Source organism: Deinococcus aquaticus (assembly GCF_028622095.1).
GTDB lineage: Bacteria > Deinococcota > Deinococci > Deinococcales > Deinococcaceae > Deinococcus > Deinococcus aquaticus.
This window is the reverse complement of record NZ_CP115165.1, coordinates 1,899,507-1,921,068: the sequence shown is the minus strand read 5'-3', so window position 1 is coordinate 1,921,068 and position 21,562 is coordinate 1,899,507. Positions and strand designations below refer to the sequence as shown.

18 protein-coding genes are annotated in these 21,562 nt (G+C 71.2%); 5 read left to right on the top strand and 13 right to left on the bottom strand.

Annotated elements, in window-relative coordinates; all coding sequences use genetic code 11:
- Positions 1-182: 182 nt before the first annotated feature.
- Entirely contained in the window at positions 183-647 is a 465-nt protein-coding gene (locus tag M8445_RS09315; RefSeq protein WP_273987498.1) for a hypothetical protein, read from the bottom strand.
- Positions 648-701: 54 nt separating this feature from the next.
- On the opposite strand from M8445_RS09315, the gene M8445_RS09310 reads away from it, so the two are divergent.
- On the top strand, positions 702-1,919 hold the full coding sequence (locus M8445_RS09310; RefSeq protein ID WP_273987497.1) for a saccharopine dehydrogenase family protein: 1,218 nt from the start codon (positions 702-704) through the stop codon (positions 1,917-1,919).
- 77 nt (positions 1,920-1,996) lie between these two features.
- A complete protein-coding gene (locus M8445_RS09305; RefSeq protein ID WP_273987496.1) occupies positions 1,997-2,293 on the top strand; it encodes a YciI-like protein in 297 nt (98 codons plus the stop codon).
- A 7-nt stretch (positions 2,294-2,300) separates the two neighbouring features.
- On the opposite strand, the gene M8445_RS09300 is transcribed toward M8445_RS09305, so the two are convergent.
- The 6 genes from M8445_RS09300 to M8445_RS09275 all read right to left on the bottom strand — a co-directional run bounded on the left by M8445_RS09300 (position 2,301) and on the right by M8445_RS09275 (position 9,634).
- Positions 2,301-4,013, bottom strand: a complete 1,713-nt coding sequence (locus M8445_RS09300) for a putative ABC transporter permease subunit (protein WP_273987495.1) — start codon at positions 4,011-4,013, stop codon at positions 2,301-2,303.
- Positions 4,010-4,798 (bottom strand): ABC transporter ATP-binding protein, encoded by a 789-nt coding sequence (locus M8445_RS09295; RefSeq protein ID WP_273987494.1) that lies wholly within the window; start codon positions 4,796-4,798, stop codon positions 4,010-4,012. The genes M8445_RS09300 and M8445_RS09295 overlap by 4 nt, the downstream gene beginning before the upstream one ends.
- 162 nt (positions 4,799-4,960) lie before the next feature.
- Positions 4,961-5,683 carry a nucleotidyltransferase domain-containing protein gene (locus M8445_RS09290; protein ID WP_273987493.1) on the bottom strand — a complete coding sequence of 241 codons (723 nt, stop codon included), beginning with the start codon at positions 5,681-5,683 and terminating at the stop codon, positions 4,961-4,963.
- A 76-nt stretch (positions 5,684-5,759) separates the two neighbouring features.
- Complete coding sequence (locus M8445_RS09285) at positions 5,760-6,281, bottom strand: DUF402 domain-containing protein (protein WP_273987492.1); 522 nt, start codon at positions 6,279-6,281, stop codon at positions 5,760-5,762.
- Positions 6,282-6,446: 165 nt separating this feature from the next.
- Positions 6,447-9,065 carry a U32 family peptidase gene (locus M8445_RS09280; RefSeq protein WP_273987491.1) on the bottom strand — a complete coding sequence of 873 codons (2,619 nt, stop codon included), beginning with the start codon at positions 9,063-9,065 and terminating at the stop codon, positions 6,447-6,449.
- Positions 9,066-9,142: 77 nt separating this feature from the next.
- Positions 9,143-9,634, bottom strand: a complete 492-nt coding sequence (locus M8445_RS09275) for a universal stress protein (protein ID WP_273987490.1) — start codon at positions 9,632-9,634, stop codon at positions 9,143-9,145.
- A 105-nt stretch (positions 9,635-9,739) separates the two neighbouring features.
- Here M8445_RS09275 and M8445_RS09270 point away from each other — a divergent pair, with 105 nt between their 5' ends.
- From M8445_RS09270 to M8445_RS09260, 3 genes are all read left to right on the top strand, one after another.
- On the top strand, positions 9,740-10,528 hold the full coding sequence (locus tag M8445_RS09270; protein WP_273987489.1) for a TIGR00282 family metallophosphoesterase: 789 nt from the start codon (positions 9,740-9,742) through the stop codon (positions 10,526-10,528).
- Positions 10,529-10,583: 55 nt separating this feature from the next.
- The gene (locus M8445_RS09265) at positions 10,584-13,076 is read left to right on the top strand and encodes a phosphoenolpyruvate carboxylase (RefSeq protein ID WP_273987488.1); all 2,493 of its coding nucleotides are present in this window, start codon (positions 10,584-10,586) and stop codon (positions 13,074-13,076) included.
- Positions 13,077-13,251: 175 nt separating this feature from the next.
- On the top strand, positions 13,252-14,706 hold the full coding sequence (locus M8445_RS09260) for an alpha-amylase family glycosyl hydrolase (RefSeq protein WP_273987487.1): 1,455 nt from the start codon (positions 13,252-13,254) through the stop codon (positions 14,704-14,706).
- Positions 14,707-14,777: 71 nt separating this feature from the next.
- Here M8445_RS09260 and M8445_RS09255 read toward each other — a convergent pair whose 3' ends face one another.
- The 6 genes from M8445_RS09255 to smpB all read right to left on the bottom strand — a co-directional run bounded on the left by M8445_RS09255 (position 14,778) and on the right by smpB (position 21,490).
- Entirely contained in the window at positions 14,778-15,179 is a 402-nt protein-coding gene (locus M8445_RS09255; RefSeq protein WP_273987486.1) for a hypothetical protein, read from the bottom strand.
- Between the two features lie 126 nt (positions 15,180-15,305).
- A complete protein-coding gene (locus tag M8445_RS09250; RefSeq protein ID WP_273987485.1) occupies positions 15,306-15,656 on the bottom strand; it encodes a hypothetical protein in 351 nt (116 codons plus the stop codon).
- A gap of 63 nt (positions 15,657-15,719) precedes the next feature.
- Positions 15,720-19,037, bottom strand: a complete 3,318-nt coding sequence (locus M8445_RS09245) for an AAA family ATPase (RefSeq protein ID WP_273987484.1) — start codon at positions 19,035-19,037, stop codon at positions 15,720-15,722.
- Positions 19,038-19,113: 76 nt separating this feature from the next.
- On the bottom strand, positions 19,114-19,677 hold the full coding sequence (locus M8445_RS09240) for a GerMN domain-containing protein (protein ID WP_273987483.1): 564 nt from the start codon (positions 19,675-19,677) through the stop codon (positions 19,114-19,116).
- Entirely contained in the window at positions 19,674-21,071 is a 1,398-nt protein-coding gene (locus tag M8445_RS09235) for an N-acetylmuramoyl-L-alanine amidase (protein ID WP_273987482.1), read from the bottom strand. Before M8445_RS09235 ends, M8445_RS09240 begins: the two co-directional genes overlap by 4 nt.
- The gene (smpB, locus tag M8445_RS09230; protein WP_273987481.1) at positions 21,068-21,490 is read right to left on the bottom strand and encodes an SsrA-binding protein SmpB; all 423 of its coding nucleotides are present in this window, start codon (positions 21,488-21,490) and stop codon (positions 21,068-21,070) included. Before smpB ends, M8445_RS09235 begins: the two co-directional genes overlap by 4 nt.
- Between the last annotated feature and the right edge of the window lie 72 nt (positions 21,491-21,562).

The window sequence follows — 21,562 nt, the reverse complement described above, 5'->3', positions numbered from 1 at the left end:
GGCGCCTGGGGGGCAGGGGCCGCTGCGGGGACCGGGAGTGGGTGGGTGGACGCTGAACCCTCCTACCTTAATAGGAAGGCTTCTCAATAGCGTGAGGGAATACTAAGGCAAGAGTCAAGCCCCGCCTCACCCTGATTGGCACCCGGCGTGAATGCCGACCAGTCCTGCCTGACAGCCCAGCCTCACGGCGCGGCGGCCGCTTTCGGCGCCAGCCGGAACTCACGGTCACGCTCCAGCTGCATCAGCACCGACACCTGCCCGCTGCTGACCTGCACGTCACACGACAGCACCCCGGACGGCAACGCCCCCGGCAGCGCGTCCACGCACGGCTGCCCGTACGACACGTTCACGGACGGCCCGGTCGCCAGCACCGCCGTCTGCACCCGCACCGCGTACTCCCGCAGCGCGCGCCCCTGCGCCGACAGGACCGCCACCATCAACGCGATTCCCGCCACGAAGCCCAGAATCACCAGCCCGAACGTGCGGGCCGTGCGTGCCCGCATCTCCGGCGTGACCTCCCGCACCCCACCCGGCGCAGCCGACACGGCCTGCCGGGATGAAGACCGCTGCCGGGCCGACGGCTGGGACTGCGCGGCTTTCTGACGGGACTGGTCTTTCTGACTGATCTGGCCGGGACGCTTGCTCACGCCCCACACCCTACCCTGACCAGCCGGCCACACCCGGCACGGTAAGATGCGCCCATGAGCAAGGTCATCATCATCGGAGCGGGCGGCGTCGCCAACGTCGTCGCCAAGAAATGCGCCCAGAACGACAGCGTCTTCACCCAAGTGCTGATCGCCACGCGCACCGTCGCCAAGGCCGACAAGATCGTCGCCGAAATCAAGGAGCACATGCCTGACAGCCGGGCCGTGTTCACCACCGCCACCGTCGACGCCGACAACGTCCCGGAACTGGTCAAGCTGATCAACGACTTCGGACCCGTGATGGTCATCAACGTCGCCCTGCCCTACCAGGACCTGACCATCATGGACGCCTGCCTGGAAACCGGCGTGCACTACCTGGACACCGCCAACTACGAACCCAAGGACGTCGCCAAGTTCGAGTACTCCTGGCAGTGGGCGTACCAGGACCGCTTCAGGGAGAAGGGCCTGATGGCGCTGCTCGGCTGCGGCTTCGACCCCGGCGCCACCCAGGCGTTCACCGCGCACCACGCCAAGCACCACTTCCAGGAAATCCACTACCTGGACATCGTGGACTGCAACAACGGCAACCACGGCAAGGCCTTCGCCACGAACTTCAACCCGGAAATCAACATCCGCGAGATCACCGCCAACGGCCGCTACTGGGAAAACGGCCAGTGGGTCGAAACCCAGCCCCTGGAAATCAGCCAGGACATCTACTACCCCAAAGTCGCCACCCGCAAGAGCTTCGTGCTGTACCACGAGGAACTCGAGTCCCTCGTCAAGCACTTCCCGACCATCAAGCGCGCCCGCTTCTGGATGACCTTCGGCGAGGCGTACATCAAGCACCTGAACGTCCTCGAAGGCATCGGCATGACCAGCATCGAACCCATCGACTTCCGCGGCATGAAAGTCGCCCCGATCGAGTTCCTGAAAGCCGTCCTCCCCGCCCCCGAAAGCCTTGCCGCCGGGTACAGCGGCCAGACCTGCATCGGCGTGCAGGCCAAGGGCATCGGCAAGGACGGCCAGCCCAAGGTGCACTTCGTGTACAACGTCAAGGACCACGCCGACTGCTACCGCGAGGTGCAGGCGCAGGGCGTCAGCTACACCACCGGCGTGCCCGCCATGATCGGCGCGATGCTGATGCTCCAGGGCGAGTGGATGCAGCCCGGCGTGTGGAACGTCGAGCAGCTCGACCCCGATCCCTTCTTCGACGCGATGAACAAGTGGGGCCTGCCCATCAGCGAACTGGCCGACATCGAACTCGTCAAGGACTGAACCGAACCGTCAGGACCGTGCGCCGCCCAGCCACAGGGCGGCGCACGTCCGTTTCCACCCCCCGGTACACTGCCCGCATGCACTTCCTGCTGCTGTACCGCGACCTCGTCCCCGACTACGTCACGCGGCGCGAACCGCTGCGGGCGGCGCACCTCGCGCACGCGCAGGCCGCCGCCGACCGGGGCGACCTGCTGCTGGGGGGCGCGCTGGCCGACCCGGTGGACGGCGCCGCCCTGCTGTTCCAGGGCGACACCCCGGACGCCGCCGAGCTGTTCGCCCGCACGGACCCGTACGTGCTGGGCGGACTGGTGGGCACCTGGGAGGTGCGGCGCTGGCACACGGTGGTCGGGGCGGGCGCCGCGCACCGGCCCTGACTGACGGCTATTCCAGCCGGTCGAGGCGTTGCCAGCCGGTGCGGAGGCTGAGGTACGTGCCGAGGATGGTCGCCAGTGCCAGTCCGATCAATCCCAGGATGCCTTCCGGGGTGGTCAGGGCGCTGTAACCGGGGTACAGGTCGGGGCGCAGGACGCTGCCGGCGGCGGGCCGGGCGAGCAGCAGCAGGCACAGCACCGAGTACGCGAGGCTGAGGCCCATGAAGGCGAGGCCGCCGGGGCTGACGCCGATCTCGGCGGGGTTGTCGGCGTCGAATTTGGGGGCGGCGGCGCCCAGGCCGACGCCGAGCGCGGTGATGACGAAGGCGTTGCTGACGCTGACGAGTACGCTGAGCAGCAGCAGGGTGGGGCCGAGGCTCATGCTCAGGGCGCTGGCGACACCCATGACGAGGCCGACCGTGAGCGTGACGGGCAGCACGCCCAGGAACTTGCTGAGGACGATCTGGCGCGGGTCGATGGGCGCGGTGCGCAGCAGCCAGTACGCCCGCGCCTCGGTGGACACGGCGGGGAAGGCGAGGCGCACGGCGATCCCGGCGATGATGAACCCCTGGAAGGCCAGCTGGATGTACCCGAGGATGCCCCGGAACTGCGGCACCGGGATGGGCACGGCCTTGACGCTGACGAGGTACACGCCGGCCAGCGCGACGACGACGAGCAGCTGGCTCCACTGGGTGGGGTCGCGCAGCGTGACGCGCAGGTCCTTGGCGGCCAGCGCGCCGCCGGGGCCGAGGCGGTTCAGCAGGCGTTCGGTGCGTCCGGCGCGGCGGGGGGTGGGGTCCAGGCGGGGGGTGCTGGAGTCCAGGGCACGTGCCCAGCCTTCCTGGTAGGCCTTCGTGGCGAGCAGGGTCGCGCCGAGCAGCAGCGTGCCCGTCAGCAGCAGCAGCGGCAGCAGCGGCGCGGCGAGGTGACCGTGCGCGGCCTGCCAGATGCCCTGCGCGGCCCAGGAGGGCGGCAGCAGCGGGCTGGACGGCCCGGCGAAGTCACGCAGCAACGCCTCGACCTTGCTGGGGTCCTGGAGTTTCTGGACCAGCACCTCGGGGCGCAGGGCGCGGATGGCGTACACCAGTCCGGCGCTGATCAGCACGCCCAGCGCGGTGCTGACCTCGCGGACCCGGCCGACCGGCGCGAAGCGCATCAGGGCGACGGCCAGCAGCGCGCCCAGTCCGACGGGCGCGGCGAACACCAGCAGGTCGGCCAGCAGCATGACCGGGTACGCCCAGACGGGCGCGTGGAAGTACGCGGCGACGGTCAGCAGCAGCGGCAGCGTCAGGAACACCGGGACGAGCGCGGCGTTCAGGAATGTCTCGCTGACCTTCAGGGCGAACACCCGCCAGGTGGGGACGGGCTGCGTGAGCAGGAAGTTCAGGTCGTCACTGAGGTACAGGGTACTGATGGCGGCGGTGGTGGCGCTGAAGGTGACGCCGCTGGCGAGGGTGATCAGGCCGATTTCCAGCACGCGGGAAAAGACGTTCAGGCCGATGTCCCCGAAGGTGGCCAGGAAGGTCAGCGCCCGCCAGGTGCCGATCACCTCGGCCACGACCAGCAGCGCGGCGAGCGTGCCGACCAGCGCGTACCCCCATTTCGGACCGCGTTGCAGGGTGTGCCGCAGGGACAGCAGTTTCACGCGCAGCAGGCTGGGCCGGGCCGGTGGGCGCGCAGACGCCGGGGCGGGAGTGGGGGCCGGACTGGGAGCGGTGGTCACGCGCGTTCCGCCGCTCCGGTCTGGTGTTCGGCGTGGGCCTGCGCCTCGGCCTGTTCCTCCTCGATCAGGCGGAAGAAGATGCGTTCCAGACTGTCGCCGTGCACGCCTCCGGCCTCGGTGCCGGTGCGGGCGCGCAGGTCGTCCATGGTGCCCTGACCCAGCACCTTGCCGCGGTCCAGCACGACCAGTCGGTCGCATACCGCCTCGGCCAGCGGCAGCGAGTGCGTGGTGAGCAGCACCGTGCGTCCCCGGTCGGCGTGCGCGCGGAACAGTTCACGCACCTGCCGCGCGGCGTGCGGGTCGAGGCCCACCATGGGTTCGTCCACGATCAGCACGGGCGGGTCGGGCAGCAGCGCGGCGATGATGGCGACCTTCTGCCGCATGCCGTGCGAGTACGTCTCGATCAGTTCGTTCCCGAAGTCGGTCAGGCGGAAGAACTCCAGCCAGCGGTCGATCCCGGCGTCGGCACCGTCCACCCTGTACAGCTGGGCCACGAAGCGCAGCAGTTCGCGCGCCGTCAGTTTGCCGTACAGGTACGGGCGGTCCGGGATGTACCCGAACGCCGCCTTGGCCCTGATGGGGTCCTTCCAGACGTCGAAGCCCTGCACGCGCACCGTGCCGCTCGTGGGGCGGGTCAGGCCGACGAGCGCGCGGATGGTAGTGGTCTTCCCTGCCCCGTTGCTGCCCAGCAGGCCGAACACCGCGCCGGGCTGCACGTTGAAACTCAGGTCGCTGACGGCCTCGTGCCGCCCGTAGCGTTTGGTGTACCCACTGACCTCGATCATGCCGGGCAGCGTACCGGGGCGGCTCTGACGGAAACCTTAGCCCACGCGTCCTGCGGGCAGCCCCGGCTCAGGGCACCAGCCCCTATGATACGGACTCCGATTGAATGGCTTATAAAGCCGTTCAATCCGAGCGGAATAAACGGAATCCGTATGACACCGGCACTATGGCACCAGCACCGGTTCGCTGCCGCCTTCCTGGTACGTCAGGTCGCCGGTCACGCGGACGGCCAGGGCTTCCAGCGCCGATTGCCGCGTGTGGGCGTCCGGGGTGGTCAGCAACGTGCGCAGGTCGTGGGCGGCGGCCGGGTCCCGCTCCTGCAACGTGGGCAGCCAGCGCTGGGGCTTGACCCGCCACCAGCCGCGCATGCCGAACAGGCCTTCCAGGGCCAGTTCCGCCGCGTGGCAGGCCAGCAGCACGTGCAGCGGGTCGCCCGCGTCGGCCAGGGCGCGGGCGTCCATGACCTCCTCGATCAGCCGGAAGCGTTCCTGCCCCGTCGGGGGGCGCGGGGCGGGACCGGCGGCGTGCAGGGCGCGGGCCTCGGCCACCAGGGCGTCCAGTTCCGGGTGCGGCAGCAGGACGCGGCCCTCGGCGAACATGGTGATGGTGTCGCCCTGCGCGGTCGCGAACATCGCCCGGACCTTGCGCGCCGGGTTGTGAAACGCCTCGACCGGCACGCCGTCCACCACGTAATTCGCCCGCCAGCGCCGGTCGCCTTCCACCAGCACATGGAAATCCAGGTCGCTGTGCGCGTTCGCCTCGCCGCGCGCGGCGCTGCCGCACCACAACGCGCCCAGCACGCCGGGCGTCTGCCGGATCCGCTCCAGCGCGGCGGGCAGAGCAGCTTCCAGTCGGGCCTGGGCATCGGCGGGCGGGTCGGTCGGCATGCCCCGGAAGATACCCGGCCCGGCCACCCTCACGGGACACAGGTTCGCGTGGGCAGCCGTTCAGGCCGCGTCCGGATCAGGCGAGGGCGGCCGCGTCGCACCAGTGCAGGTGCAGGTCGCGGCGGGCCAGCCAGTCGGGCAGCACATACCGGGCGCGACCCAGCCCGGACAGCGCCGTGTGCGCGATGGCGACCGCGCGGTGCATCTCGGTTTCGGTCAGGTACCCGGCCTCGCGCGCGGCGAGCAGTTCGTCGGTGTCGGCAATCTCGGCCATCAGGCCGTCGTGCACGATCAGGTCCAGGTACAGGTCCCGCACGTGCCACACGTCGCCGTGGCGGGTGATGTCGGCCACGTCCAGGTAATAGTCGTGTTCGCGCCGACCGTGAAAATCGTAGCGGCACACCACGAGGTTCAGGGCGGGCAACAGGTGCGCCTGCCAGTGCCGGATGCGGGGGTGCGCATGAAAATCTCGCGCTACGAACAGCCCGAACGGCGTCTCGCGGTAGGTGTGGACGGCCCTCGCGCCGGTATTGGTGTAATGGCAACGTGCCGACACGTCGTGTCTTTCCACCTTCACCGGATGCGCCTGTGGGGTCATGACCCAGCGTACAGAACCGGCCGGAATGCGGATGAGACCCGACATGAGAACCGCGCCTCCCCCACCGGGTGGAAGGCGCGTCTGGTGGCAGCGGCGGCCCGAACGGCCCGTTCATCGTTCCTGAAGAGTCGCAGGCCGGTCAGACCCGGGTCAGCCGGGCAGGGTTTACAGGACCGGCAGGGCGTCCAGCGTGCCGAAGTCGTGCGGCACGAACAGGCTGCCCTCGGTCACGCCGGCCCTGGCAGACAGGGCGTCCAGGGTGTCCTGAAGCCCGGCTGCCGATAGCGCGCCCGCCAGGAACGCGCGGTGAGCCTCGATGACGCCCGTGACCTGCTGCGGCGTTTCGTGCACGAATTCCAGGCGCAGGTCGCGGATACCGGCGCGCTGCCACTCACCTAGGTGCGGCGCGGCCACCTGCGGGCGGCCCTCGAACACAGTGTTGCGGCAGCCGACATCCGCCATGACCGGGTGGGTGTGGCCGCGTTCGTCGCGCAGGGCGACCCTGTGCGTCTCGCAGGGGTGCCCGCAGTTGGTGTAGTCGGTGCCGCTGCTCAGGAAGCGGCAGAACACGCAGTGCTCGGTATGGAAGACCGGCAGGTGTCCGTACGCGATGACTTCCAGGTGCTGCCCGCCGACCAGTCCGGCGAGTTCCGTGATCTGCTGCGCGTTCAGGTCGTGGGTGGGCGTCAGGCGGCTCAATCCCAGGTCCAGCAGCGCGCGGGTGGTCAGGACATTCGCGGCGTTCAGGCTGAAGTCGCCGGTCAGTTCCGCCCCGCCCGACTCCTGCCCCCCCGACTCCGGCCCGCGCTGCTCCTGCAGGCCTTCGAGCAGGCCGCCGCTGCGGACCAGAATGCCCGCGTTCAGGGATTGCAGGAACTTCTGGAGGTTCTGCTCGGTGGGTTTCAGGATGCGGGGGCTGGCGACCCGCACGGGAATACCGGCAGCCCGCACGCGTTCCACGCTGGGTTTCAGGCCGTACAGTTCCAGGTAATCCAGCGTGATGGAGTCCGGGCGCTGCTCCAGCGCGGCGTCCAGCTGTTCGGGCGTGCGGACAAGCACGTGCAGCCTCGGGGTGTGGTCGGCGGGCGCGCGGTCCGCGCGGGGCAGGGCGGCCAGGGCGCTGTCCAGGCGGGGCGCCGTGCGGCGCTCGGGCGCCTGGGCGCGCAGGTCGGTCAGTTGCGCGGCCGCGTCGCGGCGCAGGGCGTTCAGGGCGCTGATCGGCAGGAACCCCGCGCCGCTGAGGTCGGTGGTCAGATCCTGAAGGTGGAACGGCGTGCCGCCCAGTTTACCCAGTTGCTCACGCAGGCCCGCCGCGTCCAGCGCGCGGTTGCGGGCCTCGCCCAGCGCGTCCGGCAGGGTCGCGGTGACGCTGTGGCCGTGCTCATCGGTCAGGGTCAGGGCGGGCGGGAAGCCCACGTGCCCCATGAAGTGCGCCGTGACCGGGCGGGTGTACACCGGGTCGGCCGCCTCGACCAGCGGTCTGACGCGCGCGGCCAGCGTGGGGTCCTGGGTGCGCCAGACCGGGTCGCCCTCGCGCACGCGGCGGCCATCGACGGCGCCGCGCCCGAAGCGCAGTTCGTACACGCCGCCCGGCCGCACGCGGGCCAGGGCCGCGTCGTCCAGCTGCTGGCCTTCCTGCCACAGGCCGTACAGGAAGCCGCCCTCCTCGCGGCCCTCGGGGGCGCGCCAGTTGGCCGGGTCGAACACCAGTCCGTCGCCGGGTTTCAGGGGCTCACTCAGTTCGGCCAGCACGCCGCGCTCGGTCACGCCGCGCACGGTGCCCACCCGCACGCCCCGGTGGCGGGGGGCGCGGCCACGCACGACCGTCTGATGGTTCGTGCCGGCCATGAAGTGCGGCGCCAGCCCGCGCGAGTACACTTGCTCCAGGTCCTGCTCTTCCTGCCGGGTGACGCTCAGCGGCAGGCCCGCCCAGGCTTCATCCACGGCCTTGCGGTACGCGGCGGTGGTCAGGGCGACGAACTCGGCGTCCTTGTAGCGGCCCTCGATCTTCAGGCAGTCCACGCCGATCCGCACGAGGTCCGGCACCTGATGCAGCGCGTACAGGTCACCGGGCGACAGCAGGTAGCGGGCGTCGCCCAGGTCGCGTTGCAGGCCGTCCACGAACAGGTCGTACGGCAGGCGGCAGGCCTGCGCGCACTGCCCACGGTTCGCGCTGCGCCCACCCCAGGCTTCACTGGAGAAGCACTGCCCGGAGTAACTGACGCACAGCGCGCCGTGCACGAAGGTCTCCAGTTCAATGTCCGTCTGGTTCGCGATGCGTTCGATGTCCAGCAGGCTCAGTTCGCGGCCCAGCACCACGCGGCTAGCGCCGAAGCGCCGCGCGAGTTCCGCGCCCTCGGCGGACGTGATGCTCATCTGCGTGCTGCCGTGAATGGGCAGGTCCGGGCAGATCTGCTGCGCCAGCCGCGCCACCCCGTGATCCTGCACGATCAGCGCGTCCACGCCCGCCTCGGCCAGCGCGATCAGTTGCGCCTCGGCCTGCCGCAGTTCCCGGTCGAACACCAGCACGTTGAACGTCACAAACCCCTGCACACCCCGCGCGTGCAGCCCGGACATGATCTCCGGCAGGGCTTCGAGCTCGAAGCCCACCTTGGCGCGCGCGTGAAAGCCCGCCCCATCGGCCCGGCCGGCGCGGCCCACCTGATCACGGGCGGGATTCACGCCAAAGAACACGGCGTCCGCGCCGGCCTCGACGGCGGCGCGCAACTGGGCCTCACCGCCCACGGGACTCATCACTTCGGGTTTAACGGGGACACGCGGCATAACGCGCCAGTGTACCGAACGGCCGCGCGGGCAACGGTAAGCTGACACCGACCCGCGCGCCCCCGGCCCGCCGCCGCTTACGCGGTGGGCGTGTGCCGCGCCGCCGGGCGGTCCGGTTCCGTGGCCGCCCACACAGCCGGAGTCTGCCCCGCACGGACCAGCATCACGGGCACCGGCGCGTGGTGCGCGACCGCCTCGGCCACGCTGCCCAGCAACGCCCGGCCCAGCCCGCCCCGCCCGTGGGTACTCATGACGATCAGCGCGGCATTCTCCTCGCGCGCCACATCCAGGATGGCGCGCACCAGCGTGCGACCTCCCGCCGGTTCCACCCGCACGCGGGCCTCCGTCACCCGCGCCTGCAGGTCGGCGTGCAGTTCACGGGTCTGCGCGGCGAACTCGGCGGGGTCCACCGGCGGCACGTACGCGAACTCACCCACCAGCACCGCCGGGTCCGCCTGCACGCACAGCACCGTCACCGCCGCGTGCGCCGCTCCCGCCAGGGCCTGCGCGTGCCCCAGCGCCGCGTGACCCAGTTCGCTACCGTCCGTCGTGACCAGGATTCTCGTCATGATTACCGCCTCCTGCCCGCAGCGTGCGCGCCCCGCATTACCAGGGCGTTACGGGCCTGGACTGCCCCGCCCGGCTTACCGGCAAAGCGCGCTAGCCTGCGCGTCATGATCAGGTTGTTGTTTGTGGGGGATGTGTTCGCTTCGCCGGGGCGGCGGGTGCTGGGGTCGCACCTGCCGTCGCTTCGTTCGCGGGCGGATTTCATCGTGGTGAACATGGAGAACGCGGCGGGTGGTTTCGGGATGCACCGCGAGGCGGCGGACGGCGCGCTGCGGGCCGGGGCGCACTGCCTGACGCTGGGGAATCACGCGTGGCATCACAAGGACATCTATGTGCTGATGCAGGATGAGGGGAAGTACCCGATTGTGCGGCCCCTGAATTACAGCGATCCGGGTACGCCGGGCGTGGGCTGGCGGTCCTTCGACGTGAAGACCGCGCAGGGCACGGAGCGCCTGACGGTCGTGAACCTGCTGGGGCGGGTGTTCATGGAGGCGGTGGATAATCCGTTCCGGGCGATGGATACGCTGCTGGAACGCGATGATCTGGGCAGCGTGTTCGTGGATTTCCATGCCGAGGCGACCAGCGAGAAGCAGGGCATGGCGCGGTACCTGGACGGGCGGGTGGCGGCCGTGATCGGCACGCACACGCACGTACCCACGGCGGATACGCGGATCCTGCCGGGCGGCACGGCGTTCCAGGCGGACGCGGGGTTCACGGGGCCGTACGAGTCGATCATCGGGAGTGACCCGCACGGCCCGATCGAGCGCTTCGTGACCGAGCGCCCGCACCGGTACGGCGCGGCGGACGGCCCGGCGGAACTGAACGGCGTCTTTGTCCAGATAGAGGCGGGGCGGGCGGTGGGTGTGGAACGGTACCGTTACGTGGAAGAGGCGTGAAGGCGGCCACGCTGGAACTCTGCCGCGCGCCCACTCTCTGCAACCGAGGTAACCGATGAGCATTCGAAGTGACGTGAACCTGCTGGGCCGCACGCTCGGTCAGGTTCTGAAGGAACAGGAAGGCGAGGCGTTCTTTGATCTGGTCGAGCGGACGCGGGCGCTGGTCCGCGAGGTCCGCGCGGGCGGCGACGACCGGGAGTTGCAGGCGATGCTGGCGGGCCTGTCCGGTGAGGACGCGGGGAATCTGGCGCGGGCGTTCACGTGGTACTTCCAGCTGGTGAATCTGGCTGAGGAGTACGAGCGGGTGCGGGTCCTTCAGGGCGCGACGGGCGTGCGCCCGCAGAGCCTGAAGCAGGCGGTGCTGGACCTGAAGGAGCAGGGCCTGAGTGCCGGGGAGGTCGAGGCGCTCCTGGCGCGGTTGGATCTGGGCCTGACGTTCACGGCGCACCCGACCGAGATGCGGCGGCGGACCATCCGCAACCATCTGGTGCAGGTGGCGCAGGCCATTCCGGGCCTGAGTGCCGGCGGGATCGACGGGCCGGAGGCGCAGCGGATCACGGCGCACGTGGAGGCCATGTGGAACACGCCGGAACTGCGCCGGCTGAAACCGACCGTGCTGGACGAGGTGAAGGGTGGCCTGAACTACATCACGAACATCGCGCAGGCGCTGCCGGAGTTGCAGCGTGACCTGCGCGGCGCGTTCCGTGAGGCGTTCGGGCGGGACACGGAGGCCACACTGCCGCTGAGTTTCTCGTCCTGGATGGGCGGTGACCGCGACGGGAACCCGTTCGTGACGCCGGAAGCGACCCGTGAGGCGCTGGAACTGCACCGGGAGCGGGCGCGTGAGGTGCTGCTGGGCGGCATCCGCGAGGCTTTCGCGGACCTCAGTCAGGAGGATGAGGGGCACGAAGCGTACCGCGCGGAATTGCAGGCGCTGCATAACGCGGTGCGGGACGGGCAGAACGTGGACCTCGTGCCGCGCCTGGAGGCGCTGTCGGCCCGGCTGATCGCGGACGGGCAGCGCCGCACGGCCGATCAGCTGCTCTCGCCGCTGCTGACGGTCGCGCGGGTGTTCGGGCAGCATCTGGTGAGCCTGGACGTCCGTGAGCACAGCGGGCAGACGGGCGCGGCCGTCGCGGAACTGCTGAGCGCGGCGGGCGTGGAGGCCGATTACCTGGGCCTGCCGGAGCACGCCCGCCTGGAACTGCTGACCCGCGAGCTGCGGTCGCGCCGCCCGCTGTGGCCGGCCGGGGAGGCCCTGACGGACACACTGGAAACGGCGATCGGCCCGATCCGTGAGGTGCAGCGCGCCGTGGCGCTGGCCGGGCCGCGCGCGTTCGGGCGGTACGTGATCAGCATGGCGGAAAGTGTCAGTGACGTGCTCGAGCCGCTGCTGCTGGCGCGCGAGGTGGGGCTGGCGATCCTGCCCGTGCCGCTGTTCGAGACGCTGGACGACCTGACCCGCGCGCCGCAGGTCGTGTGGGAACTACTCTCGCTGCCCGAGTACCGCGCAGTGCTGGGCGACAGCGTGCAGGAGATCATGCTGGGCTACAGCGACAGCAACAAGGACGCCGGGTTCCTCGCGGCGAACTGGGCGCTGCACGAGGCGCAGCGGAACATCAGTGACGTGTGCCGCCGGGCGGGCGTCCGCTGGCGCTTCTTCCACGGGCGGGGCACCAGTATCGGGCGTGGGGGCGGCCCGGCCAGCCGCGCCATCCTGGGCCAGCCGGCCGGGACCATCGACGCGGGCCTGCGCATCACCGAGCAGGGCGAGGCGCTGGCCGACAAGTACAGCCACCCGGTCCTGGCGCGCCGCAACCTGGAGCAGGCGCTGTACGGCCTGCTGCTGTCCGCGGCGCGCCCGGCGGGGAACCTGAACCCCGCCTGGACGGACGCCATGAGCCGCGCCGCCCGCCGCAGCGCGCAGGCGTACCGTGACCTCGTGGACAGCGGCGACTTCCTGCCGTTCTTCGAGAACGTGACCCCCATTCACGAGATTGCGCGCCTGAACATCGCGTCCCGTCCCGTGCGGCGCCCCGGCGCGCCCACCCTGGGGAACCTGCGCGCCATTCCGTGGGTCATGAGCTGGACGCAAAACCGCGCGAACCTGCCCGGCTGGTTCGGCCTGAAAGACGGCCTGGACGAGATCGGCCCGGACCTCGCCCGTGAGATGTACGCCTCCTGGCCGTTCTTCCGGACGGTGCTGGACAACGCGCAGATGAGCCTCGCCAAGAGCGACCCGCTGATCTTCGACGAGTACCTGCGCCTGAACGACCAGCAGAACCACCCGCTGGCCGTCATGCTGAAAGCCGCGTACCACGACACGGTCACGCTGGTGCAGCAGATCGTCGGTGCGGACCTCATGGCAAGCGAGCCGCGCCTGAAAGAAAGCATCAGCCTGCGCAACCCGTACATCGACCCCATTCACCGCATTCAGGTGGAACTGCTGCGCCGCAGCCGCGCCACCGACGGCGGCCTGGACGAGTTCGAACGTCCCCTGCTCCTGAGCATTCAGGGCATCGCGGCGGGAGTCCGCAACACCGGCTGAAGCTGAATTGCGGGTTGTGGGGGAGGGGGCGACCTCTCCCCTTTCCCGTGCGTGGCCTGGGAAGGTGGGGCGCGGTGAGGCGCAGTGGCGCGGGGCGCACCTTCCATCAACCATCACCCATCCACCTTCAACCATCCTCCATCCCCCCCATCGCTGGAAGCGATACCATGCAGCCATGCGACACCTCGCCCTGCTGGGCGCGCTGCTGACCTCCCTGGCGGGCGGGTCGGGCGCGCAGACGGCCCTCCCTCTGTCCTCGTTCGAGGGGCAGGTGATCTATCAGGTCATGCCGGACCGCTTCTTCGACGGAAACGCCGGGAACAATACCGGGGTCAACCGCGCCGATCCGCGCGCGTGGCACGGCGGGGACCTCGCGGGCCTCACGCAGAAACTGCCGTACATCCAGCGGCTGGGCGCGACCGCCGTGTGGCTGACGCCCGTGTACGCGCAGCAGACGGTGAACTCGTTCGGGACCGCGCCGTACCACGGGTACTGGCCGGCGGACTTCCGGGCGGTGGACCCGCATTTCGGGACGCTGGCGGACTTCCGGGCGTTCGTGGATGGCGCGCAGGGCGCCGGGATGCGCGTGGTGCTGGATCAGGTCATCAACCATTACGGGTACGAGGCGGCCGCCGTGAAGCTCCGCCCCGCGTGGTTCAACACCCAGGCCCAGTGCGACGCGACAGCGAACAAGGACGTGGACTGCGCCCTGGCGGGCCTGCCGGACCTGCGGCAGAGCACCCCGCAGGTGCGTGAGCTGCTGCTGGGCAACGCGGACTTCTGGCGCGAGCAGGGCGTGAATGCCTTCCGCTACGATGCCATCAAGCACGTCGAGCGGCCCTTCCTGAACGACCTGCTGGCCGCTGACCGAGCCGCCGGCACCTGGACGCTCGGCGAGTGGTTCGACGCGGACACCGGCACCGTCGCGGACTGGCAGAAGGCAGGATTCGACAGCCTGTTCCTGTTCAGTCTGCAAGACGCCATGAAACGCAGCGTGATGGGCGGCCAGAGCCTCGGTGCGGTGCGGGCCGTGCTGGAACGCCAGGGCGAACTGCCCCGTCCCGGCGAGGTCGCGCTGTTCCTGGACAACCACGACGTGCCCCGTTTCGCGCAGGGTAGCCTGTTCGAGGACGAGGGCCGCGACCGCACCCGCTACGGCCTGCGCGCCCTGATGACGCTGCGCGGCGTGCCCGTCATCTGGCAGGGCACCGAGATCGCCCTGCGCGGCGGCCCCGACCCCGACAACCGCCGCGACATGCGCTTCGAGGACAGCTGGACCCCGGAGGAACGCGCTGTGTTCGACGCCACCCAGGCCGCCGTCGCCGCCCGCCGGGCCAGCCCCGCCCTGAGTCGCGGCTCGCAGACGCTGCTACCCACGCCTGACAGCCTCAGCGGCGACCTGCTGCTGTTCACCCGCCAGCTGAACGGCCAGACCGTCCTGGCCACGTGGCACGGCGGCCGCGAACGCCGCACGTACTCCCTGAAACTCGCCTCGCTGGGCGTGAAGTGGAAGACGCTGGCCGCCACCCCTTCCCTGTTCGCCGGGCAGAACGCCAGGGTCAGCGTCAGCGGCGGCTACCTGCACCTGAGCCTCCCCGCGCGGGACGCCGCCGCCTTCCGGGTCGAATAGGTAGCGGGACGCGGAGCGCAGGAAGCGGGGCAGGTCTGTGTGACTCGCCCCGCTTCCTGCGTCCGGTCAGGTCAGGCCCGCAGGGGCCGGGGCACGGGCAGGGTGTAGGTCGCGAACGGCTTCCACACGCCGCCCTCGTGGTGACGGGCGATGGGCTGGTCGTGCTCGTTCACGTACACCATGCGGTAGCGCACGCGGCCCATCTCCAGGCCGCCCCGCTCGCGCCAGAGCATCTGCACGTCGATGTTCGTGGCGGCGGGGTCCGTGTCGCGCGCCGCGAGAATACTGAACTCGCGCAGGCTGCCGGGGTACACGCGGCGCACCTGCCGCACGCTGCGCCGCCCGCTGGGAAACACCCGCGCGGGCATGGACAGCGCCATGGCGCGGTACTCCTGACCCTGCCAGTGCGTCAGGAACGCCATGAGCGCCTGCTGGGGCGAAGGGTTCACCGCACTGGTCTGCATGTCGTTCATACCCAGCAGCATGGCACGCGCCGGCCCCCCGGCACCACTGCCCGAATGGCGCAGCCCGGCGGGGGCAGCCCCTCCCTCATCTGGCAGATGCCGTAACAGGAGGAAGGTCATCCGCCAGCGTCCAGGTCAGTTCAGGGCAAACACGATGGCCGACAGGATGCCCGCCCCGATCAGCGGCGCCAGAATCTGCGGCCAGGGCAGGCCCGGCGCGCGGTAGCCTTCGCCCAGGCGGGCGCGCATCGTGCTTTCGATGCGGCTCTGCCCGGACTGCGAGTACGCGACCGCGCCGGACAGGAAGCCCAGGATCAGCGCGCCCCAGCCGAGCGCGTCGGCCGTCCCGCTACGGGTGAGGCTGCCGTTCAGGACGGCACTGACAATCAGGGCGACCAACCCGGCCACAGCGGCGGCCGCCACGCCGTACAGCGCGATCTGGGCAAGGCGGGCCGGGACGGACTGGGGCGCGCGGGCTGGGTTCATGCCGTGACTGTAGCGGGCGCGGCGGGGAGTTGCCAGCAGAATTGCCCGTGCTGACAGCTCCGCTTACCCGGCCTGTGCCTCGCCGGGCTGTTTGATGCTCAGGACGCGGCTGGCGCCGGTCTGGTCGGTGGTGACGCCCCACAGGGCGTGCGCGATTTCCATGGTGGCCTTCTGGTGCGTGACCAGCAGGAACTGCGCGCCGCGCTCGCTGAACAGTTTCAGGAAGGCGGTGAAGCGGCGGATGTTCGCCTCGTCCAGCGGGGCGTCCACCTCGTCCAGCACGGCCAGCGGGAGGCCACCCGCACTACCCTCCCCGCCGGCGTGGTTCAGGGCGAACAGGAACCCCAGGCCCGCCATGGTGCGTTCCCCGGCCGAGAGCAGGGTCATGGAGCGGGTGCGTTTCCCGCGTGGCTGCACGGCGAGGCGCAGGCCGCGCAGGCGCCCCTGGTCGTCGAGTTCGCGTTCCAGTTCGCCGGTTCCGCCGAGCAGTTCGGCGCTGTACTCGCGGAAGGCGGTGTTCACGCGGTCGAAGGCAGCGGCGGTGGCGGTCCCCTCGGCGGTTTCGAGGTCGTGCAGGTGGGCGCGCAGTTCGGCGGCGGCGCTGTCGGCGTCGGTCAGTTCGGCCTGCTGGGCGTCCAGCGCGGCCTGTTCGGCGTGCAGGTCGGCCTCGGCGCGGGCGTTCACGGGTCCCAGGGCGTCCAGCGCGGCGCGGGCGGCGTTCAGTTCGGCCGTCCATTCGCGGGGCGTGCCGGGCGGCAGGCAGCCGTCGGGGATGGGTTCCAGGCTGCCCTCGCGCCGGGCGATCAGAACGCGCAGGTCTTCCAGGCGGATGCGGGCGCGGTTCTGCGTGGCGATCAGGTTGCTGTACGTCTGCGCGGCCTGCTCGCGGGTGTAGTCGGCGCGGGCGGCCTCGTGTTCGTCGAGCGTGCCGAGCGCAGCCTCGCGGCGCGTGACCTCGGCGGCGGCGGCGTGCAGGTGCGCGTCCTGCGCGGCGATGGCCTGCGCGCTGGCGTTCAGGCGCTCGCGGAGTTCCCCGGCGCGGGCGCGGCCGGCGCGGAAGGCGCGCCACGCGGCGTCCGTCTCGCGGGCCAGGGCGAGGGCCTCGGCGGCCCCTCGTTCGGCGGCGCGGTGCGTCTCGGCGGCGGCGCGTTCGGTGTGCAGGTCGGCTTCCAGGGCGATCAGGTCCGGCAGGGGCGCGCCGGGTTCCGGGAGGTCGGCGGGGGTGGGATCGACGTCCGGCCCGAGGCGCGCGGCGAGGCGGTCGCGGTTGGCCTGGAGGCTGCGTTCCTGCGCGGCAAGTTCCGTGACGCGCCGCTCGGCGGCCTGCTCCTCGCGGGTGGCGTCGTCCAGCGCGCGGCGCAGCGCAGCGTGGCGTTCGTCGCTGCCGCCCAGGGTGGCCTGCACCTTCTTCAGTTCGGCACTCAGGCGTGCGCCCTGGCTGTCTGCGTCCTCCAGTTCCGCGTCGAGTTCCTGGAAGCGGCGCTGGTCGGCCAGAACGCCGCTGCCGGTATCGCGGGCGCGGCCCCCGGTGATGGCCCCGCCGGGTTCAACGAGTTCGCCGTCCAGCGTCACGAGGCGCGGGCGGCTGGCGTGCGTGCGGGCGATGCGGTTCGCGGCGCGCAGGTCCCGCACGATCAGCGTGTCGGCCAGGATGCTCTCGGCGACCAGGGGCGGGTCGCTGGGGCACAGGTCCGCGAGGTTGCCGATCACGCCGTCCTCGCGCAGCAGGGCCGCGTCGCGGCGGGGGCGGGCGCGGATCAGGTCCAGCGGCAGGAAGGTCGCGCGGCCCCCGCTGCGCCGGAGTTCCTCGATGATCTCGCGGGCGTCGTCCGCCCGGTTCACGACGACCTGTTCCAGGCGGCGGCCCAGCGCGGCGCCCACCGCGACCTCGTACTCGGCGGGGACGGTCAGCAGGTCCGCGACGGACCCGACGATGCCCGCATGGTCGAGGCGCAGGGCGTTGCGGGCGCCCTCGCCGTAGCGGGCGTAGGAGTTCAGGGCGGCTTCCAGGCGTTCGCGTTCGCGGCGCAGCGGGGCGACGCTGGCGTTCACGCGGGCCAGTTCGGCGTCCAGGTGCCGTTCGTGGGCAGCGGCGGCCTCGCGCTCTGTGTGCAGCGCGGCGTGCCCTTGCGCGGCGTGCGCGTGCGCGGTGCGGGCGGCGTCCAGGCGTTCGCGGGCCGCCGCGAGGTTCTCCAGCGTGACTTCCAGGTTGCCCTGCGCGCGGTCCAGTTCGGCGCGCAGGGTCTCGCGGCTGGCGTCCTGGCGGGCGTGCGCCTCGGCGGCGCGGGCGACCAGGGCGCGGGCGCGGGTCAGGTCGGCGTCCAGGCGGCGGGCGCGGGCCTCGGCAGCGGCGGCGGCCTCGCGGGCGGCGTGCAGCGCGGCGTCCAGCGCGCCCAGGTCCGGGGCGAGCTGGTCGGGCATGCGGGTGGGCAGCGCGGCCAGTTCGGCGTTCAGGCTGACCTGCTCGCGGTCCAAGTGGTCGCGGTAACGGGCGGCCTGCTCGTGCGCGGCGCGGGCGGCCCGCAGGGTCTCCAGGGCTCCGGCGTGCGCGTCGCGCCGGGCGCGGGCGGCCTGCGCGGCCTCGCGGGCGGCCTCGACGGCAGCGGCGGCGGCCTGCACCTCGCCGCCCAGCGCGGCGCTGCGGGCGTCCAGTTCGGCGGCCTCAGCGCGCGCGGCGGCGATCTCGCGGGCCAGCGCGGCCTGCCGCTCGCGTTTCAGGGCGTCCTGAAGCGTCAGGGTGCGCAGGGTCAGGTCGTGCCAGCGGCGGGCGTCCAGCGCGGCCTGTTCCAGGCGGGCCAGGGTCGCGGCGCGTTCCTGAAGCACCAGCCTCAGCGCGTCTAGGTGTGTGTCGGCCTCGCGCAGCCGCGCCTCGGTTTCCTGGCGGGCGGTGACGGCGCGGGACAGCCCGGCGGCCTCCTGCACGTACCCCAGCAGGGTCTTCCCCTCGGCCTGCACGACGCCGCTGACCTCGCCCTGCCCGATCACGGCCAGTCCGCCCGGTCCCAGGCCGGTGCCGCGCAGCGCCCCGTGAACGTCGCGCACGCGGGCGGGGCGGCCGTTCAGGTCCTGTTCGGCCGCCCCGTCGCGGTAGATGCGCCGCGCGAGGTTCACGCGCTCCCCGGCGGGCGTGCGGAGTTCCAGTTGCACTTCCGCCAGTCCCAGCGGGGCCTTGCCGCCGCTGCCGTGGAAGATCAGTTCCTGGGCGCGCGCCGCCCGCAGTTCACGCGCGCGGGCCTGATGCGTGGCCCAGCGGATCGCCTCGACCACGTTGCTCTTGCCGCTGCCGTTCGGACCGATGACGGCGCTCACGCCGGGACCGAAGTCCAGGCGGGTGCGGTCAGCGAAGGATTTGAAACCCTGAAGGGTGACGCTCTGAAGCATGACGGGTCGCGCGCTGGGCGCTCAGGCGGGGCACCTGAGGCTCAGGCCGGACCTCCGGGGCGGGGGGCGGCGGGCGTCACTGGTCGGCGCAGTCCCGGCGGGTGTACGGCTCGCGCAGATCCAGGTGGCCCAGGCTTTCCACGTTCTCCCCGCCGACCAGGAAGGTCACGTCCTCACCCCGGTCCTCGAGCAGGGTGCGCGTCACCGTGCACAGCAGCATCCGCTCGCCGCTGGTGCCGTAGCGCAGGTTGGCGTACGCGGCGGGCAGGTCCACGAAGAAATGCTGCCCGCGCAGGTACACCTTCGGCGGGGCCGTTTTGGCCGGCACGACGGCCAGCAGGTTCCGGTCGTACGGGCCGTCCGCCCAGACGTTCAGGGCCGCCTGGGCGACCGCGCGGGCGTTACTCTTGGTGACCAGCACGGTACGTGTCTCGGGTTTCAGGAGCTGCACCTTGCTGTCCGTGAAGTACACCTTGACTTTCAGGGACGTCCGTTCGGTCAGTTCCAGTTTGGGAGGCGTGGGGGCCACCGGGGGGCGCTGCACCGCCTGAAGCGCCAGCACCGACGTGGCAAGCAGGCCCGCCGCGACCACGTTGAACAGCGAGAACACCCGCGCCACACCGCCCAGCGCGCCGCTCACTGCGCGGCTCCCTCGGCCGAGATGTTGGCGTTGTTGTTCGCGCGGGCTGTGAGGTACGTGGCGACCGAGCGGGCCACGGCGACCGCCATGACCTGCAGGCGGTCATCCACCGTCAGGTTCGCGAGGTCCTGCGAGTTACTGGACCATCCCAGTTCCAGCAGCAGGGCCGCCTGCGGGGCCTCGCCCAGCGTCAGCACGCGCGAGGTGGTTTCCTGCGCCGCGTTCACGCCCCCGCCTTTCAGTTCGCCGCGCAGCAGTTCGCTCAGGCGGCGGGTGCTGCCGGTCCCGGCGACGACCAGTCCGCCGTACGGGACGCTGGTGCCGGTGCGGATGGAATTCACGATGCGCGCCGGGGCCTGCCCGGTCTGCTCGTACACGGTCACGCCGCCACGCGACGAACCCGGAAAGCGGCCCAGGTCCAGTCCCAGGTACACGTCGCTCTGACGGGCGAGTTTCAGGGTGTCCTCGCGGCTCAGGGCGCTGCCGGTATCCCGCGTGACCTGCACCTGCCACCCGGCGCGGGTGAGCAGTTCCGCCGCGCGCCGGGCGACGTCCAGCGTCACGTCGCGGCCCACGCCACTGACCCGCGCGGGGTCCAGCACGACCAGGGGCCGCGTGACGCGCCTGAGCAGTTCCGGGCTGCGGCGGCCGACACCCGGTCCGGCGTCCACGACGACGCGTACGCTACCGGGCCGCACGACCTTGAACACCCGGTACCCGGTGGCGGCCGTCACGGGCAGCGTGAGGGTCAGGTCGCTGCCCTCGCGCTTAACCTCAGCGCTCGGGACGAACGCACCGCGCGTGGTGTAGCGGCGGGCGTCGCCGCTTAGGCCGCGCAGCGTGACGACCACGCGGTCGCCGCGCTGCTCGTCGCTGATCTCCACGTCGCGGCTCAGGTCCAGCACGATGCGGTCGCTGTCCCGTCCGGCGCGGCTGCTGACCGACAGCAGGGCCGGGGCCGCCACCTTGAATTCACCCTTCTGGTACTGCGCGCCCAGACCGTTGGCCAGGGTGTCCAGCGGCAGGTACAGGTTGCCGTTCACCAGCGTGGCGGCGCGGGCGTTCAGGCGGCGCGTGTCGAGCTGCACGGTGTTGAAGGTGGTCGTGGCCCGCTGCTGATCCTCGTCGATGGGCAGCAGCAGCGTGTGCCCCAGCCCCGTCACGCGGACCACGCCGCCGTCACGCGCGACGGTCAGCAGGCCGCTCAGGGCCGACTGACTGGCGTACTCCGCGCCGTACAGCTGAATGCTCTCCACCTGCTTGCCCGCCAGGTTCAGGCGGCTGAACGCGATCTGCGCGCTCGCCAGTCCGACCAGCAGCAGACTGCCGGCCAGGACCGTCCAGGCCGCTCTGGTCCGTCCGCGCGCCGCGCGGGTCACTGGGCCGGCCCTCACAGTTCGCGCAGCTCCCGGCGCACGGTCTTGTCAGCCTCGGCGCGGCGTTTGTCGTGCAGTTTCTTGCCGCGCGCCAGGGCCAGTTCCACCTTGAAGTACCGGCCTTTCTGGTACAGGCGGGTGGGCACCAGGGTCAGGCCCTTCTGGTCCAGGCCGCGCTTCATCTTGCTGATCTCGTCACGGTTCAGCAGCAGGCGGCGGGTGCGGCGCGGCTCGTGGTTGTTGTAGGTCGCTTCCATGTACGTGGGGATGTACAGACCTTCCAGGTCCACGTTCCCGCCGCTCAGGCGCGCGAACGCGTCACGGAAATCCACGCCACCGGCGCGGATGCTCTTGACTTCACTGCCGGTCAGGCTGATGCCTGCCTCGAAGCGCTCCAGTAGTTCGTACTCGTAATGAGCGCGGCGGTTCGTGTACACCCGCGCATTCTAGCAGCACGGGCAAAAGCTGTTGATGGTCAAAAGGTGATGGTTGATGGACCGGGCTCTCCC

Bases quoted from the DNA above. Each gene is read 5' to 3' on its own strand.
- M8445_RS09280 (WP_273987491.1), bottom strand. From the start codon at position 9,065: ATGCCGCGTGTCCCCGTTAAACCCGAAGTGATGAGTCCCGTGGGCGGT.
- M8445_RS09275 (WP_273987490.1), bottom strand. From the start codon at position 9,634: ATGACGAGAATCCTGGTCACGACGGACGGTAGCGAACTGGGTCACGCG.
- M8445_RS09310 (WP_273987497.1), top strand. From the start codon at position 702: ATGAGCAAGGTCATCATCATCGGAGCGGGCGGCGTCGCCAACGTCGTC.
- M8445_RS09260 (WP_273987487.1), top strand. From the start codon at position 13,252: ATGCGACACCTCGCCCTGCTGGGCGCGCTGCTGACCTCCCTGGCGGGC.
- M8445_RS09305 (WP_273987496.1), top strand. From the start codon at position 1,997: ATGCACTTCCTGCTGCTGTACCGCGACCTCGTCCCCGACTACGTCACG.
- M8445_RS09245 (WP_273987484.1), bottom strand. From the start codon at position 19,037: ATGCTTCAGAGCGTCACCCTTCAGGGTTTCAAATCCTTCGCTGACCGC.
- M8445_RS09250 (WP_273987485.1), bottom strand. From the start codon at position 15,656: ATGAACCCAGCCCGCGCGCCCCAGTCCGTCCCGGCCCGCCTTGCCCAG.
- M8445_RS09255 (WP_273987486.1), bottom strand. From the start codon at position 15,179: ATGAACGACATGCAGACCAGTGCGGTGAACCCTTCGCCCCAGCAGGCG.
- M8445_RS09265 (WP_273987488.1), top strand. From the start codon at position 10,584: ATGAGCATTCGAAGTGACGTGAACCTGCTGGGCCGCACGCTCGGTCAG.
- M8445_RS09290 (WP_273987493.1), bottom strand. From the start codon at position 5,683: ATGCCGACCGACCCGCCCGCCGATGCCCAGGCCCGACTGGAAGCTGCT.
- M8445_RS09270 (WP_273987489.1), top strand. From the start codon at position 9,740: ATGATCAGGTTGTTGTTTGTGGGGGATGTGTTCGCTTCGCCGGGGCGG.
- M8445_RS09295 (WP_273987494.1), bottom strand. From the start codon at position 4,798: ATGATCGAGGTCAGTGGGTACACCAAACGCTACGGGCGGCACGAGGCC.
- M8445_RS09285 (WP_273987492.1), bottom strand. From the start codon at position 6,281: ATGACCCCACAGGCGCATCCGGTGAAGGTGGAAAGACACGACGTGTCG.